The sequence below is a fragment of the Actinoplanes sichuanensis genome (assembly GCF_033097365.1).
GTDB classification, from domain to species: domain Bacteria; phylum Actinomycetota; class Actinomycetes; order Mycobacteriales; family Micromonosporaceae; genus Actinoplanes; species Actinoplanes sichuanensis.
The window spans coordinates 4,841,913-4,864,736 of sequence record NZ_AP028461.1 but is presented as its reverse complement, the minus strand read 5'-3'; the positions used below and the strand labels follow the sequence as shown (position 1 = coordinate 4,864,736).

Below are 22,824 nucleotides of genomic sequence, written 5' to 3'. Positions count from 1 at the left end.
CCCGGCATAATCGCCCGGGAGGTATGGGTGACGGTCGATTTTCGGGTGCTCGGTGACGTGGTCGCGACCGTGGACGGCACGGCCGTCGGAGTCGGGCACGCACGCCAACGCGCGGTTCTCGCGGCTCTCCTGGTGGATGTCAATCAGCCGGTGCACGCCGACACGCTGATCGACCGGGTGTGGGCCGACCGGCTGCCGCGCCACGGGCGTACCGCTCTCGCCGGGTATCTGTCCCGGCTGCGGCAGGTGCTGTCCGGTGTCGCGATCCAGCGCGGGCCGGCCGGATACACGCTGCTGGCCGACCCGGACAGCGTGGACCTGCACCGGTTCCGGCGGCTGGTGGCCGAAGCCCGGGCGGCCGCCGACGACGCCACCGCGGCGCGGCTGTTCGCGGCGGCGGCGCGGTTGTGGCGGGGGGAGGCGTTCGCGACGCTGGACACGCCCTGGTTCAACGACGTGCGCCGGGCTCTCGAAGTCGACCGGCTCGCCGCCGAACTCGACCACCACGACGTCGCCCTGCGCCGGGGCGAGCACACGCTGCTGCTCGGTGATCTCGCCCGGTGTTCGGCCCGGTATCCGCTCGACGAGCGGGTGGCCGCGCAGGAGATGACCGCGTTGCACCGCAGTGGCCGGTCGGCCGAGGCGATGCGACGCTACCGCCGGCTACGGGCCAGGCTGGCCGACGAACTGGGTATCGATCCGAGCGCCGGGCTGCGCGATCTGTATCAGGAGATGGTGGCCGGGGAGTCCCCGGCACCGTCGACACCACTGGTTCCACGGCAGCTTCCGGCCGCGCCGCAGGCGTTCACCGGGCGGACCGCGGACCTGGCCCGGCTGGACGCCGCGCTGGACCGGGAACAGGCCACCGCCGTGGTGATCTCCTCGGTGACCGGCACCGCGGGCGTCGGTAAGACCGCCCTGGCGGTGCACTGGTCGCATCAGGTCGCCGGTCGTTTCCCGGACGGGCAGTTGTACGTGAATCTGCGTGGCTACGACCCGGAGTCGCCCCCGTTGAGCCCCGCGGAGGCGCTGCTGGACCTGCTGGGAGCGCTGGCCGTCGAGCCGGGGCGGATACCGAACGGCCTGCAGGCGCGTGGCGCTCTTTATCGGAGTCTGCTGGCCGGCCGCCGGATGCTGGTCGTGCTGGACAACGCCCGCGAGGCGGGTCAGGTTCGGCCGTTGCTGCCGGGTGCGTCGGGCTGCGTCGTCGTGGTGACCAGCCGTCATCAGATGCCGGGGCTGATCGCGCTGAACAACGCCCAGCCGGTCGAGCTCGATCTGCTCACCGCCGAGGAGGCCGTGAGTCTGCTCGGTCGTCGGATCGGCGAAGCGCGGGTCGCGGCCGAGCCGGAGGCGGTACGACGGCTCGTCGAGCGGTGCGCCCGGCTTCCGCTGGCGCTGGCGATCGTGGCCGGGCGCGCGGTGCTCAGCCCGGCCCTGCCGCTGGCCGAGCTCGTCGCCGAACTGGACACCACCCTGTACGGCTTCGCCGGTGACGACGCCGCGATCGACATCCGGGCCGTGTTCGACTGTTCGGTGCGTGCTCTGGACGCCGGGCCGGCGGCGCTGTTCCGGCTGCTCGGCCTGCATTGGGGCCGGGACGTAACGGCTCCGGTGGCGGCTGGTCTGGCCGGTGTCCCGGTCGCCGAAGCGCGGGCGGCGCTGGCCGTGCTCACCGAGGCCGGCCTGATCCAGGAGCATCTGCCGGGCCGCTGGCTGATGCATGATCTACTCCGGGCGTACGCCAGAGAACTCGCAACGGGTGACCCCGGGGCCGACCGTGCGTGTGCCCGGCTGCTGGACCACTATGTGCAGTCGGCGCATCGCGCCGACCTGCTCGTTTATCCCTCCCGGGAACCGATCGAACCGCCGCCCGCCGTGGCCGGGGTGGTCGCCGAGCGGTTCACCGACCGTAATGCCGCCCTCGCCTGGTTCACCGCCGAGCACGACGCCCTGATCGGCGCCTTCACCGTCGCGGGCCTGGCCGATCAGGCGGTCTGGCAGCTGGCGTGGACCCTGTCCAACGTGCTCAACCTGCAGGGACGCTGGAACGACCAGGAGCTCGTCCAGCGCAGCGCGGTCGCCGCCGCACGCCGGATCGGTGATCCGCGGCGGGAGGCGCATGCCCTGCGCGCGCTGGGTCGGGTGCGGGACGTGCTGGCCCGCGACGCCGAGGCGAGCGCCGACCTGACCGCGGCGCTGGCGCTCTTCGACACCGTCGGTGACCTGGCCGGTGCGGCGCAAACCCACGTCAACCTCGCCCGGATGTACGCGCGGCTGGGTGACCTCGACAGCATGCTGTCCCACGACGAGGAGTCGCTGCGGCTCTATCAGGAGTCGGGCAGCCGGGCCGGGCAGGCCCGCGCGTTGAACAACATCGGGTGGGGGCTGGGGCAGGTCGGCCGGTACACCGAGGCGCTGACGGCGTGTCGGGCGTCGTTGCGGCTGTCCCGGGAGATCGGCGACGTCCACGGCCAGGCCAACACGGCGCTCAACATGGCGCACCTCAACGAGCAGCGCGGCGAACGGGTGTCGGCGACCGACGGCTACGCCGAGGCGGTACGGCTGTTCCGGGAGGCACACGATCGGCCGCAGGAGGCTAAGTGCCTGGCCCTGCTCGGTGACTCGTGCAGTGCCACCGGTGACCTGGGGCGGGCGCGCGAGGCCTGGCAGCAGGCGGTGATCCTGCTGGACGAACTGGGCCTTCCGGCCGGTGAGGTGCGCGCGAAACTGGCCCGGCATCAGGGTGCCGGGCCAGTTCACTCGGTCAGGGCGCGCAGATCGCGTTGACCTCGGTGATGCCGTGCGAGGGGGTGCCGGTCATGGCGCTGCCCATGCTGCTGCCGTTGCTCGACGGGAAGAGTTTCATCAGGAAGACCGGGCCGGCGTCGAAGAACGGGCCGCCGCCACCGACCGAGTGGACCAGGCCGCTCGTGCAGGAGGAGTTGGCCACGCTGCCCGAGGTCTGCTGCGTTTTCAGGCCTGCTCCGGAGACCGGATTGGCGCAGACGCCGTACGCGGTGAGCGTCCAGTTGCCGGCATATCCGTCGGCGTCCTCCCGTGCGGTGGCCAGCGACCGGGTCAGGCCGTTGTCGGAGCCGGTACGTTGCAGGCCGACCTCACGGTTGCCGCCGAGGATGGTGGCGCCGGTCCCGAGCAGTCTCTTACCGGTCGGGCAGTCGACGATCCGGGAGACGAAGGTGCCGGAGGCCGGGGTGCTCGTGGCCTGCACGATCTGGTGGCCGGCCGGTGTCGTCGCGCAGATCGCGTAGGCCTCCAGCCACCAGTTCCCGGTGAACCCGATCTCGGCCTCTGCCTGCACGAAGTAGCTGCTCTGCGACGAGCTGCTGAGTGGCTCCAGCCGGATCAGGCGGACCTTGTTCGCGTCGTTGTCGAACGCCCAGCCGCCGCCGCCGACGACGCGGGTCGGTGCGGGACAGACGGCGTTGACCGACTTGAGGGTGGAGTTGTTGTTCGCCGAGGTGGCCGCGATACGGACGCGGCCCGGGACGGCCTGGGCGGGAGCGGTGACGACCTGCGCACCCGCCAGGGCCAGGACGGCGGCGACGAGGGCGGCGAATCGGTTTGTTCTCATGCGGGGCAAGTTAGGGATCGAGGTTTCGGGAATTCTTCGGCGCCTTTGACTTGTCGCAAGTCTTGTCGCAAGATGGTGAGACAAGGTTTGAGACAAGGGAGGGGTGCCATGTCGAAGAAGGTGCGTCCCACGGCGCTCGAGATCGCCCGCCAATGGCTGGCCGGGCACGGCCTGACCGGCGTCGAGCCGACACCGATGCTGGCCGCCCGCCTGGCCGTCCGCCGACGTGCCCGGCTGGGCGCGGCCATCCTGCCGGCCGTGTTCCTCGTCGCGACCGCTCTCGTCTACGTCTCGGCCCTGCCGCTCCAGCCGGCCGGTGACGGGTTCGGCCCGCAGTTGGTGGTGCTGACGACCCTGGTGGCCGGGCTGGTGCTGGGCCTGTCACTGCTGAACCGGTGGGTGCGCCGCGTCGACCGGCAGGCCGGCTCAGACCTACCGCGACGAGCCACCCATTCGGTACGGCCCGGCTGGCGAACCGTGCTCGGCGTCCCACGGGCCGCGTTCCTGGCGGCGACATACGCCGGCGGTGCGGTGCTGACGGTCGCGTCCCTGATCGGGCGTGTGGGCGCCGCACGGTATGCGGCGGTCATCCTGCTCATCGGGCTGTGCGGGGTCGCCGTCGGTACGGCCGTCCAACTGCGTCACGTGCTCACCCACCCGGTGGTCGCCGACGACGAGGGTTCGCTGAAGGCCGACCTGCTCATGCGGGTCGAGGACGCGCGCGAGGTGGCCGTACCAACCGTGGTCTGGTCTTTGCCCGTGGTCTCGGTCTTCGACGCCGGGCTCGATGCCTGGAACACCGCGTGGCTCGTCTTCATCGTCCTCAGCGTCGTCGCGCTCATGCTGATCACGGTGGGGGAGGGGCGCCGCGCTCTGGCCGCCCAGCGTGGCTCCACCGCCCGGTGAACCGCATGATCGTCATCGACTCGGCGTCGCCCGTCCCACCGTTCGAGCAACTCCGCGCCCAGCTCGCCGCCCAGATCCAGGAGCGCACGCTGGCCGTCGGCACCCGGCTGCCGACCATCCGCCGCCTGGCCGCCGACCTGGGGCTGGCGGTCAACACGGTCGGCCGCGCCTATCGGGAGTTGGAGGAGGCCGGCCTGATCGAGACCCGCGGCGCGGCCGGCTCGTTCGTGTCCGCGGCCGGCGAGCAGGGCCGCGAACGGGCCCGCCGCGCCGCCGCCGAATACGCCGCGGTCATCGCCAGCCTCGGCATCGACGCCGCCGAGGCGGTCCACATCGTTCAGGCGGCGCTGGCCCGGCCCGACTCCTATTGAAAGTCACAGCCGGGATTGGGTGCGTCGTTCGCGAACGGCGCCCCGGTCGGCTGAACATAAAGAACTTCAAGGATCAGGGGTACGGTGCCCCGGTTGACACCGATGTGGACGTATCCCGGGCCGCTCTCCTCCTGGATCACGCCGCCGGTCTGGTAGACGCCGTCGGACTTGCAGTCGGCGCCGAAGTGGCTCAGCGTGCCCTGCTTGACCAGGCCGGACACCTTGCCGCTGTGCCAGTGCCACCCGGTGGCCTGGCCGGGCGGAATGGTGATCTCCCGCAGGATCCAGTCGGTGCCGCCGGCCGTGACCTTCCTGATCACGGTGGCGGTCATGCCCGGCCCGGGCGGCGTCGCCAGGGCCGGCGAGCCGACGGCCATCATCGCGGTGACGAGGATTCCGCCGGTGAGCGTCCGAGATTTCAAGGTCAATCCCTTCCATAAGGTACGAGTCGACGATAGGCGCCGTGACCGGTCTCATCCGGGAAGGTGCCGCTATCGTGGCGTGGTGATCGACTCCCGGACGGCCTGATCCCGGAGCCCGCTCGTGCAGAGGTCCGCCGCCTCGCCACCCTGGTGCGGGACGGCCGCCACCTTTACCTGTGGTTCCTCGGCGACTGACCGTGATCCCCGCCTCGGGGTCCAGGCTCGGCCTGCGCCGGCTCGATCCGCCGCACCAGATCGACGACGAGGCGTCGTGTCGAGTCGTGAAAGTCCGGCGAACCGTTCAGCTCTTGCGTTCGTTTCACGGGCGAGGCGCCTTCTTACCGTGAACGGCGACGTATTCGTCGGCGAGCCATCGCCCCAGGTCGTCGATGAGCATCTCCGCCACGGAGAGATCAGCCGACGGTTGGCGGGCGACGACGGCAGCGATCGCCATCTGCGCGGCTCGATGGGGATAGTAGGTGCCGAAGAGTTCCGCTGCCTGCCTGATGTCGCTGGTCCAGCCACCCCAACGCGGCATGATCAGAGTGAAGCCGGTGCGGACGGGCCGGCGCCCGATGCCCCGGGTCAGTGCCTCGACATCGGTGCTGGTGGTGGCTTCGGCGGCCTGTCGCGACCAGCGTACGAGGGCTAGATCCAGGTCTCCGTTGGTCTCGCGCGCCAGCAGGGAGGTAGGCCGGTAGGCCGGCAGCCGTGCGGCGAGGTCGTCACCGATCCACGACGTGCAGAGGCAGGCGACGAAGAATCCGAGGTCGTAACGCTCAAGGTCGCTGAGCAATTTGTCGGTGCTGCACAGCAGAATGCCGACGCCGTTGACCTGCTCGAAACGCTGATCGAGTGCGTCCTCCATGGCGCGTACGCGGGCGTGATCAGCGTCGCCCGGCTCGTCCCGGAACGCGAGCAGGACGTCGAGATCGGAAACGCGGGGGATCGCCGTCCCGCGAGGGATGCTGCCGTAGAGGTAGGCACTGTGCAGTCGATCAGCCCCGAAGCCCGAGGTGACCTCGATCCGTGCCGCGTCGACCACTGAACGAAAGGCGGCCGGCACTCGATCGAGCCCGCCCTCTCGCGCGATCGTCCCGTCGGGGTGCAGACCATTCACCGTCATCCGCATAGCGTGTCCCACGGCGGGTCCCGTCTGCCATGAGAGAGTGTGCCTCGATCTTCAGCACATGGGGGGACATGTCCGGCCGGCTTGACGAAGGCATTCTCGAACGGCTCCAGCGAGAGCCGCTCGCCTGGTTGTGCACGCTCAGGCGGGATGGAAGTCCACACTTGACCCCGGTGTGGTTTGTCTTCCATGACCAGAACTTGTGGATCTGTAGCGCCGAAAAGAATCAGAAGGTGCGCAACGTACGCCTCGACCCGCGGGTGTCCGTCGCGCTGGAGGGCGGAAACGCGCCCGTCGTGGCGGAAGGCCGGGTGACGCTTCACCCGTATGACTTCTCGCCGCACATCACCGAGCTCTTCAAGACGAAGTACGACTGGGACATCACCATTCCGGTCGAACGCGAGTGGCCGCGGGTTCTCCTGGAGATTCCTGTAGCACGCTGGCTGCTCACCGGTGTGGCACAGTGACTGCCACGAACCGTTCGCCTCGGTGCCCAGTAAGCTCACGCGGTGCAGAACTACCAGGAAATGGACCTGGGGTGGGGCCGGCTCGCGTACCGGAAATTCGACCCCGCCCCGGACCTGACCGTCGAGGCCGTCCCGATGATTCTTCTGCACGGCGGCGGCGGGGACGGCACCACATGGGATGACCTGGTGGCGACCTTCGCCGAACGGCGCACCGTGTACGTTCCGGATCTGCCGGGCATGGGCCGCAGCGACCGGACCGGGCCGTACTCGATGACGGTCATGCGGGACGCGGTGCTGCTGCTGCTCGACCGGCTCGCATTGGATCGGGTGATCCTGGTGGGTCATTCGCTGGGCGGTTTCGCGGCGATGCTGGCCGCCCAGGTGGCGCCGCACCGGGTGACCGCACTGGTCCTCGAGGAGTGTCCACCGCCGGTCCCGCTCGGCATCACGGTTCCGGCAGACGTGGACGCCTCCGCACCGTATTACGACCGTGAGATCCGCCCGTCGATCCTGCGCGACCTCAACACGCCCGATCCCGCCTGGTGGGCGAGCCTCGACACGATCACCGCACCGACGCTGGTCCTCGCGGGCGGGTCGGCCAGCTTCCTGCCACAGGACACGATCGCGGCCGTGGCGGCCCGCATTCCGGCAGGCCGACTCGTCACCATCGAAGCCGGCCACCGGATTCACCGGGACGCGCCGGACGATTTCGTCGCCGCCGTCAATTCGTTCCTCGACGCCGCCGCTGAGCTTGAGGTGGCGCATTCTATGCGGGAACGAACGGGTGGCGCAGGATCTGCGGGCAAATCACCGGCGGCCGCGTCGGGTGTCACCGGCCCCGAATAGAGTGTGATCATGACCGACGCATCCGTGCACCTCGCCGCTCAGCCTCGTATCGACACGCTCGTGACGGAGTTCCGCTCCGACACCCAGCGGCTGCGCACCGACTTCGCAGGGACGGCCTGGATCGGTGACATCCCCGATCCCGATTCCGGGATGATGGGACCGAACTACCAGCGGCGTGTTGTCGACTCGCAGTTGTTTCTGCCGGACACCCACTGGTACACGGTCAGCGAGTTGGACGACGCCGAGATCCAGATCTCCGCCGGTCTGCTCCAGGTGCCGGGCACCGCACAGGGCTCACAAGGGCTGGTCGGCGCAATCGCGGACCCGAGTGCGGACTTCTTCGAACACCCGGAGCACGACGACCGGGTCGGCATCTGCCTCACGCTTCGGGGTCGAATCTGGTCCAACATCGGCCTGTCCTATCGAATCACCGTGCTGTGCCGGCCGGAGGCCTTCATCGGTAGCGCACCCGAGTGATGCGAGGGCCGCTCTGATCTCGGCACCAGTGCGCGTGACGGCTTGCCGGCATGAGGGTCAGCCGACGGCCGGGTTCGCGGTAGCCTTCCATCATTCACCAGTGGGCAGACGAGCGGGATCGACTCCGTCCACGCCGGTCCAGAACCGCACGGGGTACGCCCATTCCTTCTTGTAGAACTGGCTGGGCATTCGCGTGTTCGCGTCGTCGTACGATACGAACTCTGTCGCATAGCTCGGGTATCCGCCCGCGGGCAGGGCGCCGGCGTAGCCGAGAGCTTCGAGCAGAACAGTCCGCTCTCGCTTGTTCGACTTGAGTCTGCCGATCAGGGCTGCGTTCAGCTCCGTCAACTGTGCGGACTCGGGCAGTGACCGGATCGCATCAACGATATCTTCCAGCACTGCTCGGCCCCGGTGGACATCGTGGTCATCGTCTACTCCGTCGAAATGCTCCACCGCAGCGCCGGCCCACTGAGTATTCATCGGGCGGAGCCAGAAGGCATCGCCGGCGAGGCACTCGGAGGTGACGGCATCTTCGCTCTCGCGCATACCGCACACCCCACAACTCGTGGGGTGGAAATGCTGCGACGGCACGAAGCCATGCCGGGGCAGGTGCCGCAGGAACGTCAGCCGTGGCCAGACACTCCGCCGACGCTGGTCCCTCGTGACCAGGCTCGCAAGCCACGCCTGCTCGATCGCGCGCCGGTCGGCGGCAGCGGCCACCGCGACCACTGTCCGGACGAGGTCATCATGATCCACGCTCGCCAATCTAGGCTACCGGCGCACTTTCCTGGCACGAGTGGACGGCTGGCCGGCGGGCGTCCGCCGTGACTCTTGGTTGCGAGCTGATCGCGGCAGATCCGGATGTCGGTGGCTTGTGGGTTACTCGGTTGCTGTCGGCGGCGGTATACGGTGCTGATCATGCGAGCCGTGCAATGCACCCGTTTCGGTGGCCCTGACGTTCTGGACCTGGTCCAGGTGCCGGATCCGGAAGCGGGCGAGGGGCAACTGCTCGTGGAGGTGAGCGCGGCGGGGGTCAACTTCGCCGACACCAGTCGCGTTGCCGGATCGTATCGACCGGTGCCTGAGTTGCCATTCATTCCGGGCACCGAGGTGGTCGGTCGAGCGACTGACGGCCGTCGCGTGCTCGCACCGATCTTCGGTGGTGGCGGTTTCGCCGAGCGGGCGGTGGTGAACTACGCCGACGCCGTGACGTTGCCCGAAGGGGTGGGTGACGCCGAAGCACTCGCGCTGCTCGTCCAGGGACTGACCGCCTGGCACGTGCTGAGAAGCTGCGCACGGATACGCGACGGCGAGACGGTTGTCGTCAACGCGGCGGCCGGGGGCGTCGGATCCCTCGCTGTGCAACTCGCCAAGTACTTCGGTGCCGGGCGGGTCATCGCGACAGCCTCCACCGATGCCCGACGTGACCTGGCACTGTCTCTCGGTGCCGACGCCGCGGTATCCGGCGACGCGGATGGGTACGCCGAGCGCGTACTCGATGCCAACGGCGGGGCGCCGGTGGACATCGTTCTCGAGTCGGTCGGCGGTCGCGTCTTCGGCGCCGGCCTCGAGATTCTGGGTAACTTCGGACGTCTGGTCACGTTCGGCAACGCATCCCGTGAGGGACGCCCACCGGTCGACCCGGGTGCCCTCTCGGACAGCAACACGGCCGTGATCGGTTTCTGGCTACGTCCGGCTCTTGCCGTTCCCGGCGCCTATGCCGAGCCCTTGACGGAGATGTTCAAGCTCACCGCCGACGGCACGCTGAAACCGATGGTCCATGCGGCATATCCCCTTGAGGACGCTCGCCGCGCTTTCGAGGACCTCCTCGCCCGCAGAACGACCGGCAAGGTGACCCTGCTTCCCTGAGCCTCAAGGGCACCACCCGGCCGACTCCAGCCGTCGCCACAGCCTGCCACGGCGGCTTCCCGCCGACACGCACGCTCGGCGGCCGAAGAGGACGTCGCACCGCATCACCAACGGCTGGAACGCCTTGGCCCCGGGAATCTGCGGCGGAACCACCGAGGAAGCCTCCGCCGTGGTGCGAACATACCGACGTCGTCGGCGGCGGCCCCTGCGTGGCCGCGAATTCCGAAGCCATCCACCTGAGTTCGGTCACTCAAGGCACGACGCAGCAGCGCTACCAGCTCGTGATCGATCGACGCATGCAGCCGGGAGTAGTGGCCCACACATTGCAGAGCGTTGGCCCGGTTCTGGGGGCGCGGCGAACCCAGTGCCCGCTTGATCCGGGGAAGCACGACTTCTGCCTCAGGATGGTTGAGCACGAGAGCAAGCAACGCAACGCCGGCGTATTCGTCGTTCCGCTCGAAGGCTTCGTCAACGGTCTCCGGACGATCGACCACTTCCAACCAACTGCCGATGTACCAGGGCTCCGCGATCGTCACGTCCGAGATCCTGGCACGTAATCGACTCCACCAGCCAGGGTCATTGCGTTCTCGGGTAACTGCTGGTCACAGCGGTGATCAAGTCCCGTGATCGGCGGTTGGCCTGGCGGGTTGCGCGAGCGATGTTGGTCGCGCCGGTAGTGCGGTGCCAGCCGATCGCGGTGTTACGCAGGGTCGCGATGACGGCGGGTCCGGTGCCAGTTCGGGCTTGGTGCAAGTCTTCACGGAACGTCACGTCGCGGACGTTGTGGATCTTGTTCTCGATGTGCCAGTGCCGGCGAATCCAGGTCTGCAGGTCGCGGGGCAGGGCTTGGCTGGCGGGCAGGGACACGGTCAGGTAGGCCGTCTCCCGGCTGGTCCTACCTGCGATGACGCGGGTGCGGGTGATCCGGACGGCCTGCTGCGCGTGGGGGAATCCGATACCGCCGGGTGTGGCGACGGTGACGGCTTTGACGGTGCGGGTCTCGCGGCGGCCGTGACCGCGGTCGCGGGTCCGGTCCCCGGCGGGGATCTGCGCCCAGGGCAGCCGTTTGAGCTGCTTGAACAGGGTCGGCTGGTTGCCCTTGACCTGGACCATGAGGTGCGCTCGGCGGGCGGTGACCTCGACGGCGTGGCTGGTCTGGGTGTGCAGGGCGTCGGCGATGAGCAGCGCCCCGGTCAGGGTCCCGAGGACGGTCTCGATGGCGTCGAGCAAGGGAGCGAATGCCGGGATCTCGTTCGACTTGGCGTCCACGGTGACCTGGGCGAGGACGATGCCGGTGCTGGTGTCCAGCGCGGACAGCAGATGTACCTGACGGCCGCCGTCCAGGCGGGCGCCCCGCAAGGTTTTGCCGTCGACGGCGATCACTGTGCGATATCGGTTCGGCCTGGTGGGGACGTGCGAGGTGCGGGTTCGCAACCAGGTGGCGAGGATGATGGACAGCCTGCTGTCATCGAGGCGGATCAGCAGTCGCCAGACGGTGGTGCCGACGGGGACACCGCGGGTGAAACCGAGCCGGGCCTGAGCGTCCTCGTCGAGGTCATGCAGCCAATCGGTGATCGCGGCGAACGATGATGCCCCGGCGATGACCGCGCAGACCGCGACCGCGAGCAGCGCGCTCAGCGGGTACCGCACACCCCGCGGGTCGCGGGGATCGGGAACCGCAGCGAGGGCGTGCAGCAGGCCGGCGCGCTCACCATCGGTGACCGGTGCGGCCGGAGAGTTGGAGGTGGGTGCCGTTACGGCCAGTGCGGTGATGAGAGATGATGCCATCGGCGGGTGGGGTCTTCCTCGGAGTCGTGAAGCGTCGCAACTCCATGATCACCGATGCGGCCTCACCCGCTTCCAGCGCCTCCACATAGGCTATTAACGCCTCATACTCCCTGGTCAACGGCCCGCCGCCGAACTACGCAATGGCCCTGCTCCACCAGCCGTGCCAGTCCCGAGCTGTATGGCCGCCTTGCCCCGGATGAGATGAGTGCTCCCTCAGATGAGGACGCCGGCTCGACATCGTGGATCATGAGGAGATGAGCATTCAGGTCGAGCTGCGTGTGGCCGGCGAGCGGGTGCGACGGCTACCGGATCCGGCCGGCGGATCCTTCGATGCGGCCGGCGACTTCGACCGGTTGGTGTTCAACGGAAATCCAGCACTCGGGTTGTTGGGCCAGATCGATCCCCATGGAGAGACACGGTTCGGCACCAGCCAGATGCAGCAGCTGGTCGCCGGCGTCGAGTTGCTGCTCACCCTCGCGAAGACGGGCGCTGAGCACCGTGGGCTGATCCGGCTTCGATCGATGGCGGAGCGCTGCGTGGAGCAGCGCGGTGAACTGGTGTTCATCGGCGATTGAGTAGGCCGAACGCGCGACTCGCGGCAAATCCGGACGCCCCGACCGGGTGGCCACGCAGTGGCAGTAGCGGTTGGTCACCTCCAGAGACAAATCTAGTGACGAACCGCAGCGCCGGCCCGTCTCATCGCCACGCTCACCGTCGAGGGAAACCCGGTCGTCGTCCAAGATCAGATCTTTCAGCCGGCCGACCGTCAACATCTCACCCACATCATCATGGTCGCCGATCGACGCGCAGGCCGCATGAACCCTGCTCATAGCCGGTGCGACCGATCAGCGGCTACGAGAGCGCGTCGCCTGCAGAAGTCACGATGACATAGCACAATCAGCCGAAGTGAATGGATTGTCGACGTCGTCGGGAGCGGTAACGTGCCGGAGGAGCGTCCTTGGTGGCACAACGGAACGGTGCTGTGGTCGGTGGCCTTGTCCTCGACGGCCATCTTTGTATCGCGCCTGCTCGACGATCCTTACGATAACTTCGGCGGCCCCGTGCTCCACTTCGTGGTGCTCGGCGGCTCCGGCGCCCTCCTCGCAACAGCGATTGCGCTGCTAGTGGTGCGGCGCAAGGCCGGTGCCGGCAAGCGGTAGTTCGGCAATTCTCCAACGCACCCGGATCGCGGCAGATCAATACTCAGGCGGCTCGGTGTCTGGCTGACATGGCGCGGGCATCAACGCTTTCGGGTGCCGGGCGGTGGGTCCATTTCGTGTGGTTCTTCCCGAGCGATGCACTCCGCCCGGCGCCCGATCTGCCACCGATCACGTTCAGTCGGTTGTCACGACGACCGAGGGTTCTGTCGGCCGGGGCGTGCGGCAGAATGCGAACGTGCCGACGTACCCTGACGCCGCTGTTCTATATCCGGAGGTCGCTGCGATGGGCAGCCTCGCCGGGGCCCTGCAGGTTGTGGCCGACCGGCAAGACTTATCACTGCCGGTCGAGGTCGTGGAGCATTCGCCACTGTTTGGTGCGGTCGTCCCGACGATTGTGCCGCATCGTCTGGCCCTCGAGGTGTCCGCCAGTCGGGTGGAGCGTCGGTGGTCCGTCACGGGTTGCGAGCCAGATCAGAACATGGCGCTGATCGAAGGGGCCACGACCGACCTCGACCAGATCGTCAAGGCTGCGCGGGCTTGGCGTGACGGGGAGTCCCTGGCCCGGATCGTCCAGCTGGCGCCTTTCGTGGAACTGACCGGGCGGTTCGAGGTGCTCGGGCGGGATCCCGCCGGCATGGTCGAATCCGAATGGCAGCACCTTCTGGTGGAAGCGGCCGGCACGGACTGGCCTGAGTATCGCGCTCTCATTGACGCTGCGTACGACGAACCACGACTGCGTCGTCTCTATCCCTTCACCAGTCATTGGTCCTTGCGGTTCTCCACCCGAACTCGCCCTCACCTTTCCCGCGAGATACTTGTCTGCATACATCCCGGGAGGAGCAAGGACTACGTCGTCACGATGGGCTATACAGGAGATGAAATAGGCCAGACCTCGACGGCCGAGGCTGCCGTTTCTCTGGCGGTACAACACCTTCCGCCCAACCTCGGCGCAGCGACGTACGGCGCCGTTTGAAACGGCGTTTTCGCAGCCTGTAGGCCGATCGAATAGTCGTGAGCCACGCACTCAACTCGGCAGATCCGCTTATTCGTCTCGCCGGTGTGGGCCGCTGGATCTCACGAAAGTCAGCAGGGTCATTGCATGTTCCGGTAGCTGCTGGTCACGGCCGTGATGAGGTCGTTTGAACGGCGGTCGGCGCGGCGGTTGGCGCGGGCGATGTTGGTTTCGCCGTTGATGCGGTGCCAGCCGATCGCGGTGTTACGCAGTGTCGCCATGACGGCGGGTCCGGTGCCGGTCCGGGCTTGATGAAGATCTTCACGGAACGTGACATCTCGGACGTTGTGGACCTGGTTCTCGATCAACCACTCCGATCTGGCCCACTTCTGCAGGTCAGCGGGCTGAGCGTCGGCAGCGGGAAGGGACGTGACCAGATAGGCGGTCTCCCGGCTGGTCTTGCCGCCGGTGGTGCGGGTCCGGGTGATCCGGACGGCTTGCCGGGCGTGCGGGAACGCGATCCCGCCCGGGGTCTGCAGGGTGACGGCCTTGACCGTGCGGGTCTCCTTGCGGCCGTGACCACGCTCGCGGGTGCGGTCACCGACCGGGATCTGCGCCCAGGGAACGGCTTTGAGCTGGGCATGGAGGCCGGGCTGGTTGCCTTTGGCCTGCAGTAGCAGGTGTGCGCCGCGGCGGGTGATCTGCTCGGCGTGGCCGGTCTGGGTGTGCAGGGCGTCGGCGACTATCAGCACCCCGGTAAGGCTGCCCAGCAGGTTCTCCACGGCGTCGAGCAGTGGTGTGAACGACGGGATCTCGTTGCTCTTCGTATCGACCGTGACCTGGGCGAGGACGATGCCGGTGCTGGTGTCCAGCGCGGACAGCAGATGCGTTTGACGCCCGTCGGGCAGACGGGCGCCGCGCAATGTCTTGCCGTCGACGGCGATCACGGTCCGGTAGCGGCGCGGCCGGGGAACGGCGAGCGGTGGTGTGCGGGTGCGGAGCCAGCCCGCCAGGACGCTGCCGACCAGGGCATCGTCGAGTCGGGTCAATAGTCGCCATACCGTGGTGCCGGCAGGCAAGCCCCGGTCGAACCCGAGCCGTCGCTGGTCCGGCTCGTCCAGGTCGTACAGCCAGTCGGCGATCGCCGTGAACGAGGTGGCGCCGGCCAGGACGGCGCAGACCGCGACGGCGAGCAGCGCTGCCAGCGGATATCGCACCCCGCGAGGATTCCGCGGGTCCGGGACCAGGCTCGCGGCGGCCAGGAGCCCGCCGTGTTCACCGTCGGTGACCGGCGGCGGTGGCGTGTCGATGCCAGGGGTTGTCACGGTCAGTACGCAGATCAGAGATGATGCCATCGGCGGGTGGAGTCCTCGGTGGTCGTGCAGCGTCAAGAACTCCATGATCACCTTGGGGGCTTCACCCGCTCCATCCGCCTCCATATAGGCCGATCACTCGACATCATCCCAGCTCAGAGCGCCTGCCCGCGAGAACGCAACGGCCCTGCGAAAGTCAGGCCCCCGATGACGGCCTCGTGGAGACTCCCGGCAGATCCGCACATTGCCACAACGCGCCCGGTGGCGGTCGGAGTTCTTGCGGCCGCGGTCGTGGCGGATCGTCGTGCGTGGTGGGCGGCGATCTGGACGTCGCGGAGGCTGATGCCCGCCTCGAGCGTGGTGGTCACGGAGGTACGGCGCAGAATGTGCCGGGATACGCAGTTCGGCGGTCACGGCTGGGTGCTTGGATATGGCGCCGCACTTGCTCAGAGCGACCGCCGGAGCCCTCGTACGGTGGGCATGATCAGGGCTGTGGGGGAACAGCGGACTCGGCGGATCGTACTGGCCACCTGGGGCGCGGCGGTGGCCGCTCTGCCGCTGCTGTGGGTGTACCACGCAGCCAGGGGGAGCCAGGAGTTCGTCAACGACGACGGTGAGATTCGGGACACGCTGGCGTCCGCGTGCGTGGTGTTGCTGCTGTGGGCGCCGGCCGTGGGGGCGGTCGTCCAGCCGCTATGGCGGTCACTTTTGGTGGCGGGTACCGGTGGGGCGCTGGCGTTGGCGGCCCTGGGCGGGGCGCTGCGGTGGGGTCACCGGCGGATCGATCGGACGCATAGCGTGCTGGAGCCCGCCTTCTGGGAGCGGATGACCTGGCTCGCCCTGCGGGGGTTGGTGCTGATGATGCTGGGCGTCACGCTTGGATACGCGATTCGCGGCATCGCCGAGCGGCTCGGCCGGCGCCCCCGGACAGGCCTGGTGGCGCTCGCTGTCCTGGTGGGGTGGGCGGTGACCGAAGCGCTCGGGTCACGGCTGCCGCAGGGACGGTTCCAGCTCAGCACCTACATCGCGGGGTGGCTACACGGGCAACGGCTGGTCTATCGGCCGACGGCGGACTGCCCGGCGGGGTCCTGCTCGGTCTATCACGCAACCTGGCAACGATCGCTGCCCGTGCTGACGGCGGTGGTGGCGGTGGCGTTACTGGTCGGGCGGCTGTGCCGGACGGCCCGCCCGTCCACGAACGGGCTGTCGGCAGACGACGATTAGGGACCGGTTTTCGGGCCACGTCAGCGCCGGACAGAGGCGATCAGCTGTCCGCCGAGTGGGCGTCGGCAAGGGCCTCGCCGAAGAGCCGTCCGGCGAGTTCCACGCAGCGCATCCGGGCAGGCGAGAAGTCGTACGGCATCTTGGTTATCGCCGTGGCGGCACTCATCTCCTTGCCCTCCTCCGCTGTCAGGGCGGCGTCGTAGGTCTCGAAGATCTTCTCCTCGTCCGCGTGGAGGCCGGCTGCCTCGATGGCCCGAATCAGGGCCATCAGGTGAGCGCATCGCTGTACGGCGAGCTCTTCGACGCGCGGGTCGTCGGGTTCGACGCCGTCGTCGAGGGCGGCCTCGGCCGCCTCAAGACGGTCCTCCTCGGCCCGCAGGTCGGGGTGGGTGGCCAGCATGATGAACGTGCCGGCCTGGATCGCGGCGCCCAGCGGCCCGAAGATCCGTTCGGTGACCAGCAGGGTGTCCAGATCGGAGGGGCGCAACGCGCCCGGGGGCAGGTGGCTGAGCCGGTCCGTGACCAGTTCGGAGAGCAGCCCCAGCGGGCTGCCCACCGCCTGCAGGCGCTGGACAGCGGCGCGCCGACGTTTGATGGTGGCCTCCTGGGCCGCCAAGGTTTCCGCGAGCCTGCCCAGGACCGACTCGATATCCAGGGCTTCGTCCCGCGTTTCGCCGAAGGCGGTCCGCATGTCGTCCAGGCTGATACCGGCATCGGCCATCTTGCGGATCCACAGCAGGCGGGTCATGTCGTCATAGCCGTAGCGGCGGCGGCCATCCCCGCCGCGCTCGGGTTCCGGCAGCAGGCCGATCTCGTGGTAGTGACGGATGGCGCGTGGGGTGATCCCGGCGAACGCAGCGGCATCACCGATCTTGACCTGCCGGGGAGGCGTGAGGGAGGGGTACATCGCAGACGGAGCCTTTCGTGCTGTGGTGCCCCCGACCCCACCACATGCCGCTACGGCATGTGCAACAACCCCGTCCCGGGTGCCACCGGAGCCAGGCCCCGGTTGCCGCCGGGACCGATCAAGAACGACGAACCATCCGGGAACGCAGAGTGATCACCGGCGGTCGGACACCTCCCCGCCAAGTGGCCGCCGCTGGGCAATTCCCCTTGACCGCCGACACTCGCGCGGACGGACCGTATCCGGTATCGAAAGGGACATGATCGAGTCAGTCGCTCGAAGTCGTGAAGACGCACGGATGGCGTGAGATTGGGAGACTCTGTGCCATGGCGCCAGTGAAGATCACGTACGACTCGACCGCCAACGCGGCCTACCTGTACCTCCAGGCTCCCGGTACTCCGGTGGCGAAGATGTACGCGTGCGACCCGGTCGATGCAGAAGGAATGATCAACATCGACTTCGATGCAAGTGGCCGCCTGGTCGGCATCGAAGTCCTCGATGCACGCGGAAAACTCGCACCCGAGGTTCTGGCCGGTGCCGAGGACATCACCCGGCGAGGACCGGAAGGCACGTAGTCGCCAGCGCGCTTCGCGGCAGAAGAGCATTCTTGATCGTTGGGCTAGTCCCAGTAGTTGAATAGCCCCTCGCCCAACGTCTCGGGCTGCCAGTAGCGCATGTCGTATCGACTGATCCGTGGCCACTGTGCCGCGTCGATCGGCCCGCCCAGTTCGGTGGCGGTCAGCAGGCGGAATCCCGGTGACGCTCTCAACGCGGCGACCAGGTCGGGGTCGTCGACGAAAGTCAACGGACCCGCTTCACGTGCCGGCGAGAACTCGATGATGCGGGGAACGGCGAGCGCCAAGAGTGGGGCGTCCCGGAGACAGACCACCGCGACGTTTCGGCTCGAGTAGGTAATGATCGCCTGGTGGAAGTTCGGCGTCGGCTCGTCACTGATCCGGAACTCGGTCAGCTCGCCGCCGACTCGTCGCGCGGCCTCGTAGCAGGCGCGACGAAACGCCCTCAAGTCGGTCACGGCGGCCAATCCTACGTGCCCGACTTACCAAGGCGAAACCACATGGTGCCGGCAAGACGTATGCCGCTCCACGGCGGCGAGCCGACGCCAGTCGACGTCCGGTCGTACGCAACGTGACGGCGTGGCGGTCGCTGCCTACGCTCGGCGGCCAGAAGAGGACGTCGAGCGGACGTCTGCGGGAGCTTGCTGAGCTGGTCGCGTAGTCACGTCCTGACCGGGGGTGCGGGATCCAACGGCCGCCACCCGGCGCGACCCGGAACGATCTCCTTGAGGCGGGTACGAGACGATTGTTTCGTGGAGATGCGAAACGACGACCCAGTGACGCTGGACATGCCAGCGCGGATTTGGGCTGGCATCGACGCGGGAATCGACAATGTCATCTCGTCGGAGGCCGAGAATGGTGACGAGGCAGCGGTCGAGGTGGGTCTGCGGATCCGCCGGGCCGGCTGGGACCAAGTACCTTGGGTCAACGGTGCATGGCCTCCGATGGACCAGGTGATCTCGATCCGACTGACCGTGGCCGAATGGACGTTCGCTGCCGATGAGGCCCGCCACGGTATCCCGATTTACGAGGAACTCGGGGACGACGAGTCGGCCCAGTTGGGGAGAGATGCCCTCGCTGTGATCGAGAGCATCGGCCGGTAGCCCCGTACAACCTTTGCGGAAGCTCTGTGCGTCACCCGAGTGACGGGCCGGCAACTCATCGAGGTGCGGTCAGCGGCTACAGTACGTTCGAACTTGGTTGGCAAGAGCAAACGATCGGGCGATTTAGGTGTCAGCGCGCTCCGATACGACGGCAGCCGCCTCGCGGACCGCGCTGTCGTACTGATTCCTGCGGAACGTGAAGGGACCGAAGCTGCCGTAATCACGTTGCGGACGGAAGGGCTGTGTGAAACCGCGCCAAATGACGAGGTCTTTCTCGACGAGAACCCGAGACTCGAAAGGCCGGCAACCAACTTCGCCGCAGTCACAGCCAAGCAGAGCGATCGTCCCTCGCTGCGTCCAATAGGCGGCCTCTGGCTCCCCCATGAGGTATGCAGTCAGATCACCGAAGTTGAAGTGATCGAGCACTAGCCCGGCGTACGCGCCGGGAACGTCAAACCCGGAGGAGCGCTCGTAGCCGGCGACCAATTCGACCAAACTGACGTTGTCGACAAATGGATGTAGCTCACGCGCGGGGTCAGCGTCGTCGCCCCATGGTCGAACGTCGAACCGGACCCGTCGGATGGTCAGCGGCGAAGGCACGCGGCAAGGCTACGCTGCGACCGCGTGCCTTCCTACTCGATTTACATGCGTCGAGCTGCCCGATCCGCGCCGGACCGGGCCCTGCCCGTGCGCATGACCGGAACGCGCGACCGGGCCGGGTAGCGACGGCGCATTGCTGCGCCGCCGCCCCCTCAGAACCGGACGTGCACGATTTCCATGCATCCGGCTCAAGCAAGCCCTATGGCGTGCTGGCGTGCAGTTTGCTGGTCTGCCTCTTGCTGGTTGCCCGGCGATGGCAGTAGGTGTGGAGCAGACGGAGTTGCGGATCGTGACGGCTGCCGTCCTGTCGTAGGCTGATGGCGTTGTGGTCCATCGCTTTCCGCAGGCCGCCGTACCACTGTTCCCATTCTCCGGGGGTTTGTGGCGGGCGTTCGGCGTGCAAGAGGAAGTCCCCGCAGTGGGTGCACCGGCCCTGCTGGCCGTCGAGCAGCTGCTGGGTGGTGCGGTCGACCGGGGGTTGCGTCCTCGGGCGTCGCCGTCGGGCGTGCCAGTAGTCGGTCAGTGCCGTCGTCGGGCGATGCGGTGCCGGGGACCAGCTGGTGCCGCACGATCCTGGTCCAGGTGAATTTCTGCAGGTAGGCGCCACTGTCGCGGTCACCGAATACCCACCGGTCCCGCCTGGACTTGTTGAACATGCCGAAGTAGTGGGCGACGACCCAGCTCGTCGGCTTGTTCGGGTGGGAGTGTCTGGCCCATTTGTAGACCAGTCTCCAAAGGTAGTGATCCAGCGCGTTGAAGATCTCGCTGGACACCACCGTCCGGTAGTAGGCCGCCCAGCCCCGGATGATCGGATTGAGCCGGGCGATCACCGCGGCGGCGTTGCTGCCGCGCAGTGCCCGCACCTCGGTGCGTAGCCGTTTCCGGATCCGTCTGACCGCCGTCTTGCTCGGTTTGATCAGCAACAGGCCGTGATAGCGGCGAACATTGAACCCGAGGAAGTCGAAGCCCTCATCGAGGTCGACCACGCGGGTCTTGTCCTCGTTGAAGGTCAGTCCCCGGGGTGTCAGCCACGCGGCCAGCCGTGCTTTGACCTGGATCGCCTCGTCTCTGGTGCGACACAAGGCGACGAAGTCATCGGCGTATCTGATCAGGACCGGGCTGCCCGGGGCCGTGGCCGCGCCGTCGTTTCCGGCGGTGCGGTAGCGGACCCCGGCGGCGTGTTCCATCCCGTGCAGTGCGACGTTCAACAACAGCGGGCTGACCACCCCACCCTGCGGAGTTCCCTCCTCGGTCGGGGTGAACCGGCCCTGCTCGACCACCCCCGCTGTCAGCCAGTCTGCGACCTGTTCCCTGGCCGGGAACCCGCCGAGCTGGCCGAGTAGATGGTGATGGTCGATGCGGTCGAACGCCGCTTTCAGGTCCGCGTCCAGGATCCACCGCCGGACCGGATTACGGCCCTTGACGGTGGCGAAGATGGCCTGGATCGCGTCCTGGCAGCCGCGGCCGGGCCGAAACCCATAGGATCTCGGCTCGAACCGGGCTTCCCATTCCGGCTCCATCGCCGCCGTCACCCGGGCCTGCATGACCCGGTCGACGATCACGGGAATGCCCAGCGGCCGGCGTCGGCCGTCCGCTTTCGGGAGATACACCCGTTTGACCGGCCGGGCTTGCCAGGGCTGCTGCCGACGCTGAACATCGTCCGCCAGCGCAGCCTTGTCCTGGCCGTCGAGGACGATCCTGCCGTCCATGCCCGCCGTCAAACGCCCAGCGTTGATCTCCGTGACCCGCCGCACCGCCAACAGCGTGTTCGACCGGGACCGGAGCATCAACTTCTGCAGATTCCGGACCCGCTTGTGGTCCTGCGCCTGCGACGCCGTGAAGATCCTCTGACGCAGACGCCGTACGTGATCCTCACAGACACGCCAATCGATCGCATACCAGTCAGGGACGCCCTCCGGTCCGTTCACCGCCACAGCCTCGGCCGCCACGGTGTCCAACTTGTCCTTCGGTTCCAGCCTCGTCGTCATCATCACTTTCACGGGCTCACCTGACCCGCGTCAGCCCGCTTTCGCGGCCGGGCACCCAGGCCCGGTATCCGGCCAGTTATCCGAGAACCCCTGATAGAAGGGACCAGCGATGCGGCTCTCGGTTTCCTGTCGCCTTTCGGCCACCGGCGTTCGCTTCTCGGGTCATCCTGTTCCCGCCGAGGAGTTGGGCCTTCCTCACGGTCGACTTACCACCCACCAACAGCAGGGTGGACCCCGTCGGGGTTTCCACGTTCCACACTCACGAGTTACGACCGGGGTGGGTGCCCTCTCTACTCCGGGGACCAGCGGTGCTCTCCTGACCGAATGCCGTGCCCGGCCAGCGCCTGCCACCACGAGGGCGGCGCGTCCCAACACCCCGCCCGAACATCCCATCGCGCGGAGCCACTATTCACGGAGCATCAACGAAGGTTCACGCAATTCACCCGTCCGGTCTGCCCCTCACCCGTGACCTCCACGATGGGACAGAGATCCTTCGGCTTTCCCCCGGGCTTCGCACCCCGCCGTTACCAGCGACGCACGCCAGGGAAGGGGCCAGGCAGCGAGCACGCGCCCGGGACTACACCACCGACATCTCGCCGGTCCTCCTAACTGCGAGTCCACTCGCAAAAGTGCGACCTCGTGTCGCAACGGCATGACAGTGTGTCGCCGGCGAGGCTGAATTGGGCGACGGGAGGACGTTGTAGTGATCGACATGCAGGTACGTAGTGAGAGCGGTGAGGTAGTCGCTCATGGCTCCCATGGCATCCGATGGTCCGACGCGCTAGCGCGGCTGGATCCGGAGATCTTCCCGTGTCTCAGTAGCCTGCTGCCATATGCGGATGCCATCTTCAACTCACGGCAGACTGAGAGGCTGCGGCGGGAAATCTCCGATCAATATGTTCGAAGCGTGATCGGAGAAGACGCCGCGATGGAAGCCGAAAGGCTGAGTAGGGAAGTCGAGAGCGGCTCCCATCTTTACCTGTGGTTCGTGGGCGACTGACTCGAGAGACGCACTCCTCTCGGTACCAGAAGACGCCTGCCAGTAACGGCCGACCACCGGTCGTGATGGCGGCGGCCAACGCGAGCGCGGACAGCGGCTACATGAGAGGTCGTCGCAGGAATGCGAGGATTGTGT

Annotated in this window: 24 protein-coding genes; 13 read left to right on the top strand and 11 right to left on the bottom strand. The window is 67.7% G+C overall.

The annotated features are described in order from the left end of the window. The first annotated feature begins 27 nt into the window (after positions 1 to 27). The gene (locus Q0Z83_RS22385; RefSeq protein WP_317795918.1) at positions 28 to 2,790 is read left to right on the top strand and encodes an AfsR/SARP family transcriptional regulator; all 2,763 of its coding nucleotides are present in this window, start codon (positions 28 to 30) and stop codon (positions 2,788 to 2,790) included. On the opposite strand, the gene Q0Z83_RS22380 is transcribed toward Q0Z83_RS22385, so the two are convergent. Then, positions 2,768 to 3,595: a hypothetical protein gene (locus Q0Z83_RS22380; RefSeq protein ID WP_317795917.1), complete on the bottom strand. Its 828-nt coding sequence runs from the start codon at positions 3,593 to 3,595 to the stop codon at positions 2,768 to 2,770. The genes Q0Z83_RS22385 and Q0Z83_RS22380 overlap by 23 nt on opposite strands. A gap of 108 nt (positions 3,596 to 3,703) precedes the next feature. Between Q0Z83_RS22380 and Q0Z83_RS22375 the strand changes: the two genes are divergently transcribed. Together Q0Z83_RS22375 and Q0Z83_RS22370 are read left to right on the top strand one after the other, a co-directional pair. Then, a complete protein-coding gene (locus Q0Z83_RS22375) occupies positions 3,704 to 4,501 on the top strand; it encodes a hypothetical protein (protein WP_317795916.1) in 798 nt (265 codons plus the stop codon). 5 nt (positions 4,502 to 4,506) lie between these two features. Further along, complete coding sequence (locus Q0Z83_RS22370; protein WP_317795915.1) at positions 4,507 to 4,872, top strand: GntR family transcriptional regulator; 366 nt, start codon at positions 4,507 to 4,509, stop codon at positions 4,870 to 4,872. Here the strand turns inward: Q0Z83_RS22370 and Q0Z83_RS22365 are convergent. Both Q0Z83_RS22365 and Q0Z83_RS22360 read right to left on the bottom strand, forming a co-directional pair. Beyond that, on the bottom strand, positions 4,866 to 5,294 hold the full coding sequence (locus Q0Z83_RS22365) for a cupin domain-containing protein (RefSeq protein ID WP_317795914.1): 429 nt from the start codon (positions 5,292 to 5,294) through the stop codon (positions 4,866 to 4,868). The genes Q0Z83_RS22370 and Q0Z83_RS22365 overlap by 7 nt on opposite strands. Before the next feature lie 319 nt (positions 5,295 to 5,613). Next, positions 5,614 to 6,426, bottom strand: a complete 813-nt coding sequence (locus Q0Z83_RS22360) for a nucleotidyltransferase domain-containing protein (RefSeq protein ID WP_317795913.1) — start codon at positions 6,424 to 6,426, stop codon at positions 5,614 to 5,616. Between the two features lie 29 nt (positions 6,427 to 6,455). On the opposite strand from Q0Z83_RS22360, the gene Q0Z83_RS22355 reads away from it, so the two are divergent. The 3 genes from Q0Z83_RS22355 to Q0Z83_RS22345 are packed head-to-tail and all read left to right on the top strand — an operon-like array spanning position 6,456 to position 8,213. After that, positions 6,456 to 6,890: a nitroreductase/quinone reductase family protein gene (locus Q0Z83_RS22355; RefSeq protein WP_317795912.1), complete on the top strand. Its 435-nt coding sequence runs from the start codon at positions 6,456 to 6,458 to the stop codon at positions 6,888 to 6,890. 42 nt (positions 6,891 to 6,932) lie between these two features. Continuing rightward, positions 6,933 to 7,736 carry an alpha/beta fold hydrolase gene (locus Q0Z83_RS22350; RefSeq protein WP_317795911.1) on the top strand — a complete coding sequence of 268 codons (804 nt, stop codon included), beginning with the start codon at positions 6,933 to 6,935 and terminating at the stop codon, positions 7,734 to 7,736. A 9-nt stretch (positions 7,737 to 7,745) separates the two neighbouring features. Beyond that, on the top strand, positions 7,746 to 8,213 hold the full coding sequence (locus Q0Z83_RS22345; protein WP_317795910.1) for a hypothetical protein: 468 nt from the start codon (positions 7,746 to 7,748) through the stop codon (positions 8,211 to 8,213). 90 nt (positions 8,214 to 8,303) lie between these two features. Here the strand turns inward: Q0Z83_RS22345 and Q0Z83_RS22340 are convergent, their stop codons facing one another. Then, entirely contained in the window at positions 8,304 to 8,969 is a 666-nt protein-coding gene (locus Q0Z83_RS22340) for a hypothetical protein (protein ID WP_317795909.1), read from the bottom strand. A 162-nt stretch (positions 8,970 to 9,131) separates the two neighbouring features. On the opposite strand from Q0Z83_RS22340, the gene Q0Z83_RS22335 reads away from it, so the two are divergent. After that, positions 9,132 to 10,082 carry a quinone oxidoreductase family protein gene (locus tag Q0Z83_RS22335; RefSeq protein WP_317795908.1) on the top strand — a complete coding sequence of 317 codons (951 nt, stop codon included), beginning with the start codon at positions 9,132 to 9,134 and terminating at the stop codon, positions 10,080 to 10,082. 104 nt (positions 10,083 to 10,186) lie between these two features. Here the strand turns inward: Q0Z83_RS22335 and Q0Z83_RS22330 are convergent, their stop codons facing one another. Together Q0Z83_RS22330 and Q0Z83_RS22325 are read right to left on the bottom strand one after the other, a co-directional pair. Beyond that, complete coding sequence (locus tag Q0Z83_RS22330) at positions 10,187 to 10,618, bottom strand: hypothetical protein (RefSeq protein ID WP_317795907.1); 432 nt, start codon at positions 10,616 to 10,618, stop codon at positions 10,187 to 10,189. Positions 10,619 to 10,658: 40 nt separating this feature from the next. Next, complete coding sequence (locus tag Q0Z83_RS22325) at positions 10,659 to 11,870, bottom strand: ISAs1 family transposase (protein WP_317795906.1); 1,212 nt, start codon at positions 11,868 to 11,870, stop codon at positions 10,659 to 10,661. A 254-nt stretch (positions 11,871 to 12,124) separates the two neighbouring features. On the opposite strand from Q0Z83_RS22325, the gene Q0Z83_RS22320 reads away from it, so the two are divergent. The 3 genes from Q0Z83_RS22320 (at position 12,125) to Q0Z83_RS22310 (ending at position 14,003) form a co-directional block, all read left to right on the top strand. Then, positions 12,125 to 12,445 carry a hypothetical protein gene (locus Q0Z83_RS22320; RefSeq protein WP_317795905.1) on the top strand — a complete coding sequence of 107 codons (321 nt, stop codon included), beginning with the start codon at positions 12,125 to 12,127 and terminating at the stop codon, positions 12,443 to 12,445. A 366-nt stretch (positions 12,446 to 12,811) separates the two neighbouring features. Beyond that, positions 12,812 to 13,030, top strand: a complete 219-nt coding sequence (locus Q0Z83_RS22315; RefSeq protein WP_317795904.1) for a hypothetical protein — start codon at positions 12,812 to 12,814, stop codon at positions 13,028 to 13,030. A 283-nt stretch (positions 13,031 to 13,313) separates the two neighbouring features. Then, on the top strand, positions 13,314 to 14,003 hold the full coding sequence (locus tag Q0Z83_RS22310; protein ID WP_317795903.1) for a DUF6193 family natural product biosynthesis protein: 690 nt from the start codon (positions 13,314 to 13,316) through the stop codon (positions 14,001 to 14,003). Positions 14,004 to 14,122: 119 nt separating this feature from the next. Here the strand turns inward: Q0Z83_RS22310 and Q0Z83_RS22305 are convergent, their stop codons facing one another. Further along, on the bottom strand, positions 14,123 to 15,337 hold the full coding sequence (locus Q0Z83_RS22305; protein ID WP_317795902.1) for an ISAs1 family transposase: 1,215 nt from the start codon (positions 15,335 to 15,337) through the stop codon (positions 14,123 to 14,125). A gap of 450 nt (positions 15,338 to 15,787) precedes the next feature. Between Q0Z83_RS22305 and Q0Z83_RS22300 the strand changes: the two genes are divergently transcribed. Beyond that, positions 15,788 to 16,519, top strand: coding sequence for a hypothetical protein (locus Q0Z83_RS22300; RefSeq protein WP_317795901.1), 732 nt, complete (start codon positions 15,788 to 15,790; stop codon positions 16,517 to 16,519). A 40-nt stretch (positions 16,520 to 16,559) separates the two neighbouring features. On the opposite strand, the gene Q0Z83_RS22295 is transcribed toward Q0Z83_RS22300, so the two are convergent. After that, positions 16,560 to 17,426, bottom strand: coding sequence for a MerR family transcriptional regulator (locus Q0Z83_RS22295; RefSeq protein WP_317795900.1), 867 nt, complete (start codon positions 17,424 to 17,426; stop codon positions 16,560 to 16,562). A gap of 332 nt (positions 17,427 to 17,758) precedes the next feature. Between Q0Z83_RS22295 and Q0Z83_RS22290 the strand changes: the two genes are divergently transcribed. Continuing rightward, positions 17,759 to 17,998: a DUF2283 domain-containing protein gene (locus Q0Z83_RS22290; protein WP_317795899.1), complete on the top strand. Its 240-nt coding sequence runs from the start codon at positions 17,759 to 17,761 to the stop codon at positions 17,996 to 17,998. Positions 17,999 to 18,042: 44 nt separating this feature from the next. On the opposite strand, the gene Q0Z83_RS22285 is transcribed toward Q0Z83_RS22290, so the two are convergent. Then, on the bottom strand, positions 18,043 to 18,456 hold the full coding sequence (locus tag Q0Z83_RS22285; protein WP_317795898.1) for a hypothetical protein: 414 nt from the start codon (positions 18,454 to 18,456) through the stop codon (positions 18,043 to 18,045). Positions 18,457 to 18,750: 294 nt separating this feature from the next. On the opposite strand from Q0Z83_RS22285, the gene Q0Z83_RS22280 reads away from it, so the two are divergent. Then, a complete protein-coding gene (locus tag Q0Z83_RS22280) occupies positions 18,751 to 19,101 on the top strand; it encodes a hypothetical protein (protein ID WP_317795897.1) in 351 nt (116 codons plus the stop codon). A gap of 123 nt (positions 19,102 to 19,224) precedes the next feature. On the opposite strand, the gene Q0Z83_RS22275 is transcribed toward Q0Z83_RS22280, so the two are convergent. Both Q0Z83_RS22275 and ltrA read right to left on the bottom strand, forming a co-directional pair. Continuing rightward, positions 19,225 to 19,701, bottom strand: coding sequence for a hypothetical protein (locus Q0Z83_RS22275; protein ID WP_317795896.1), 477 nt, complete (start codon positions 19,699 to 19,701; stop codon positions 19,225 to 19,227). 188 nt (positions 19,702 to 19,889) lie between these two features. After that, positions 19,890 to 21,689 carry a group II intron reverse transcriptase/maturase gene (gene ltrA, locus Q0Z83_RS22270; RefSeq protein ID WP_317797111.1) on the bottom strand — a complete coding sequence of 600 codons (1,800 nt, stop codon included), beginning with the start codon at positions 21,687 to 21,689 and terminating at the stop codon, positions 19,890 to 19,892. Positions 21,690 to 22,824: the final 1,135 nt, after the last annotated feature.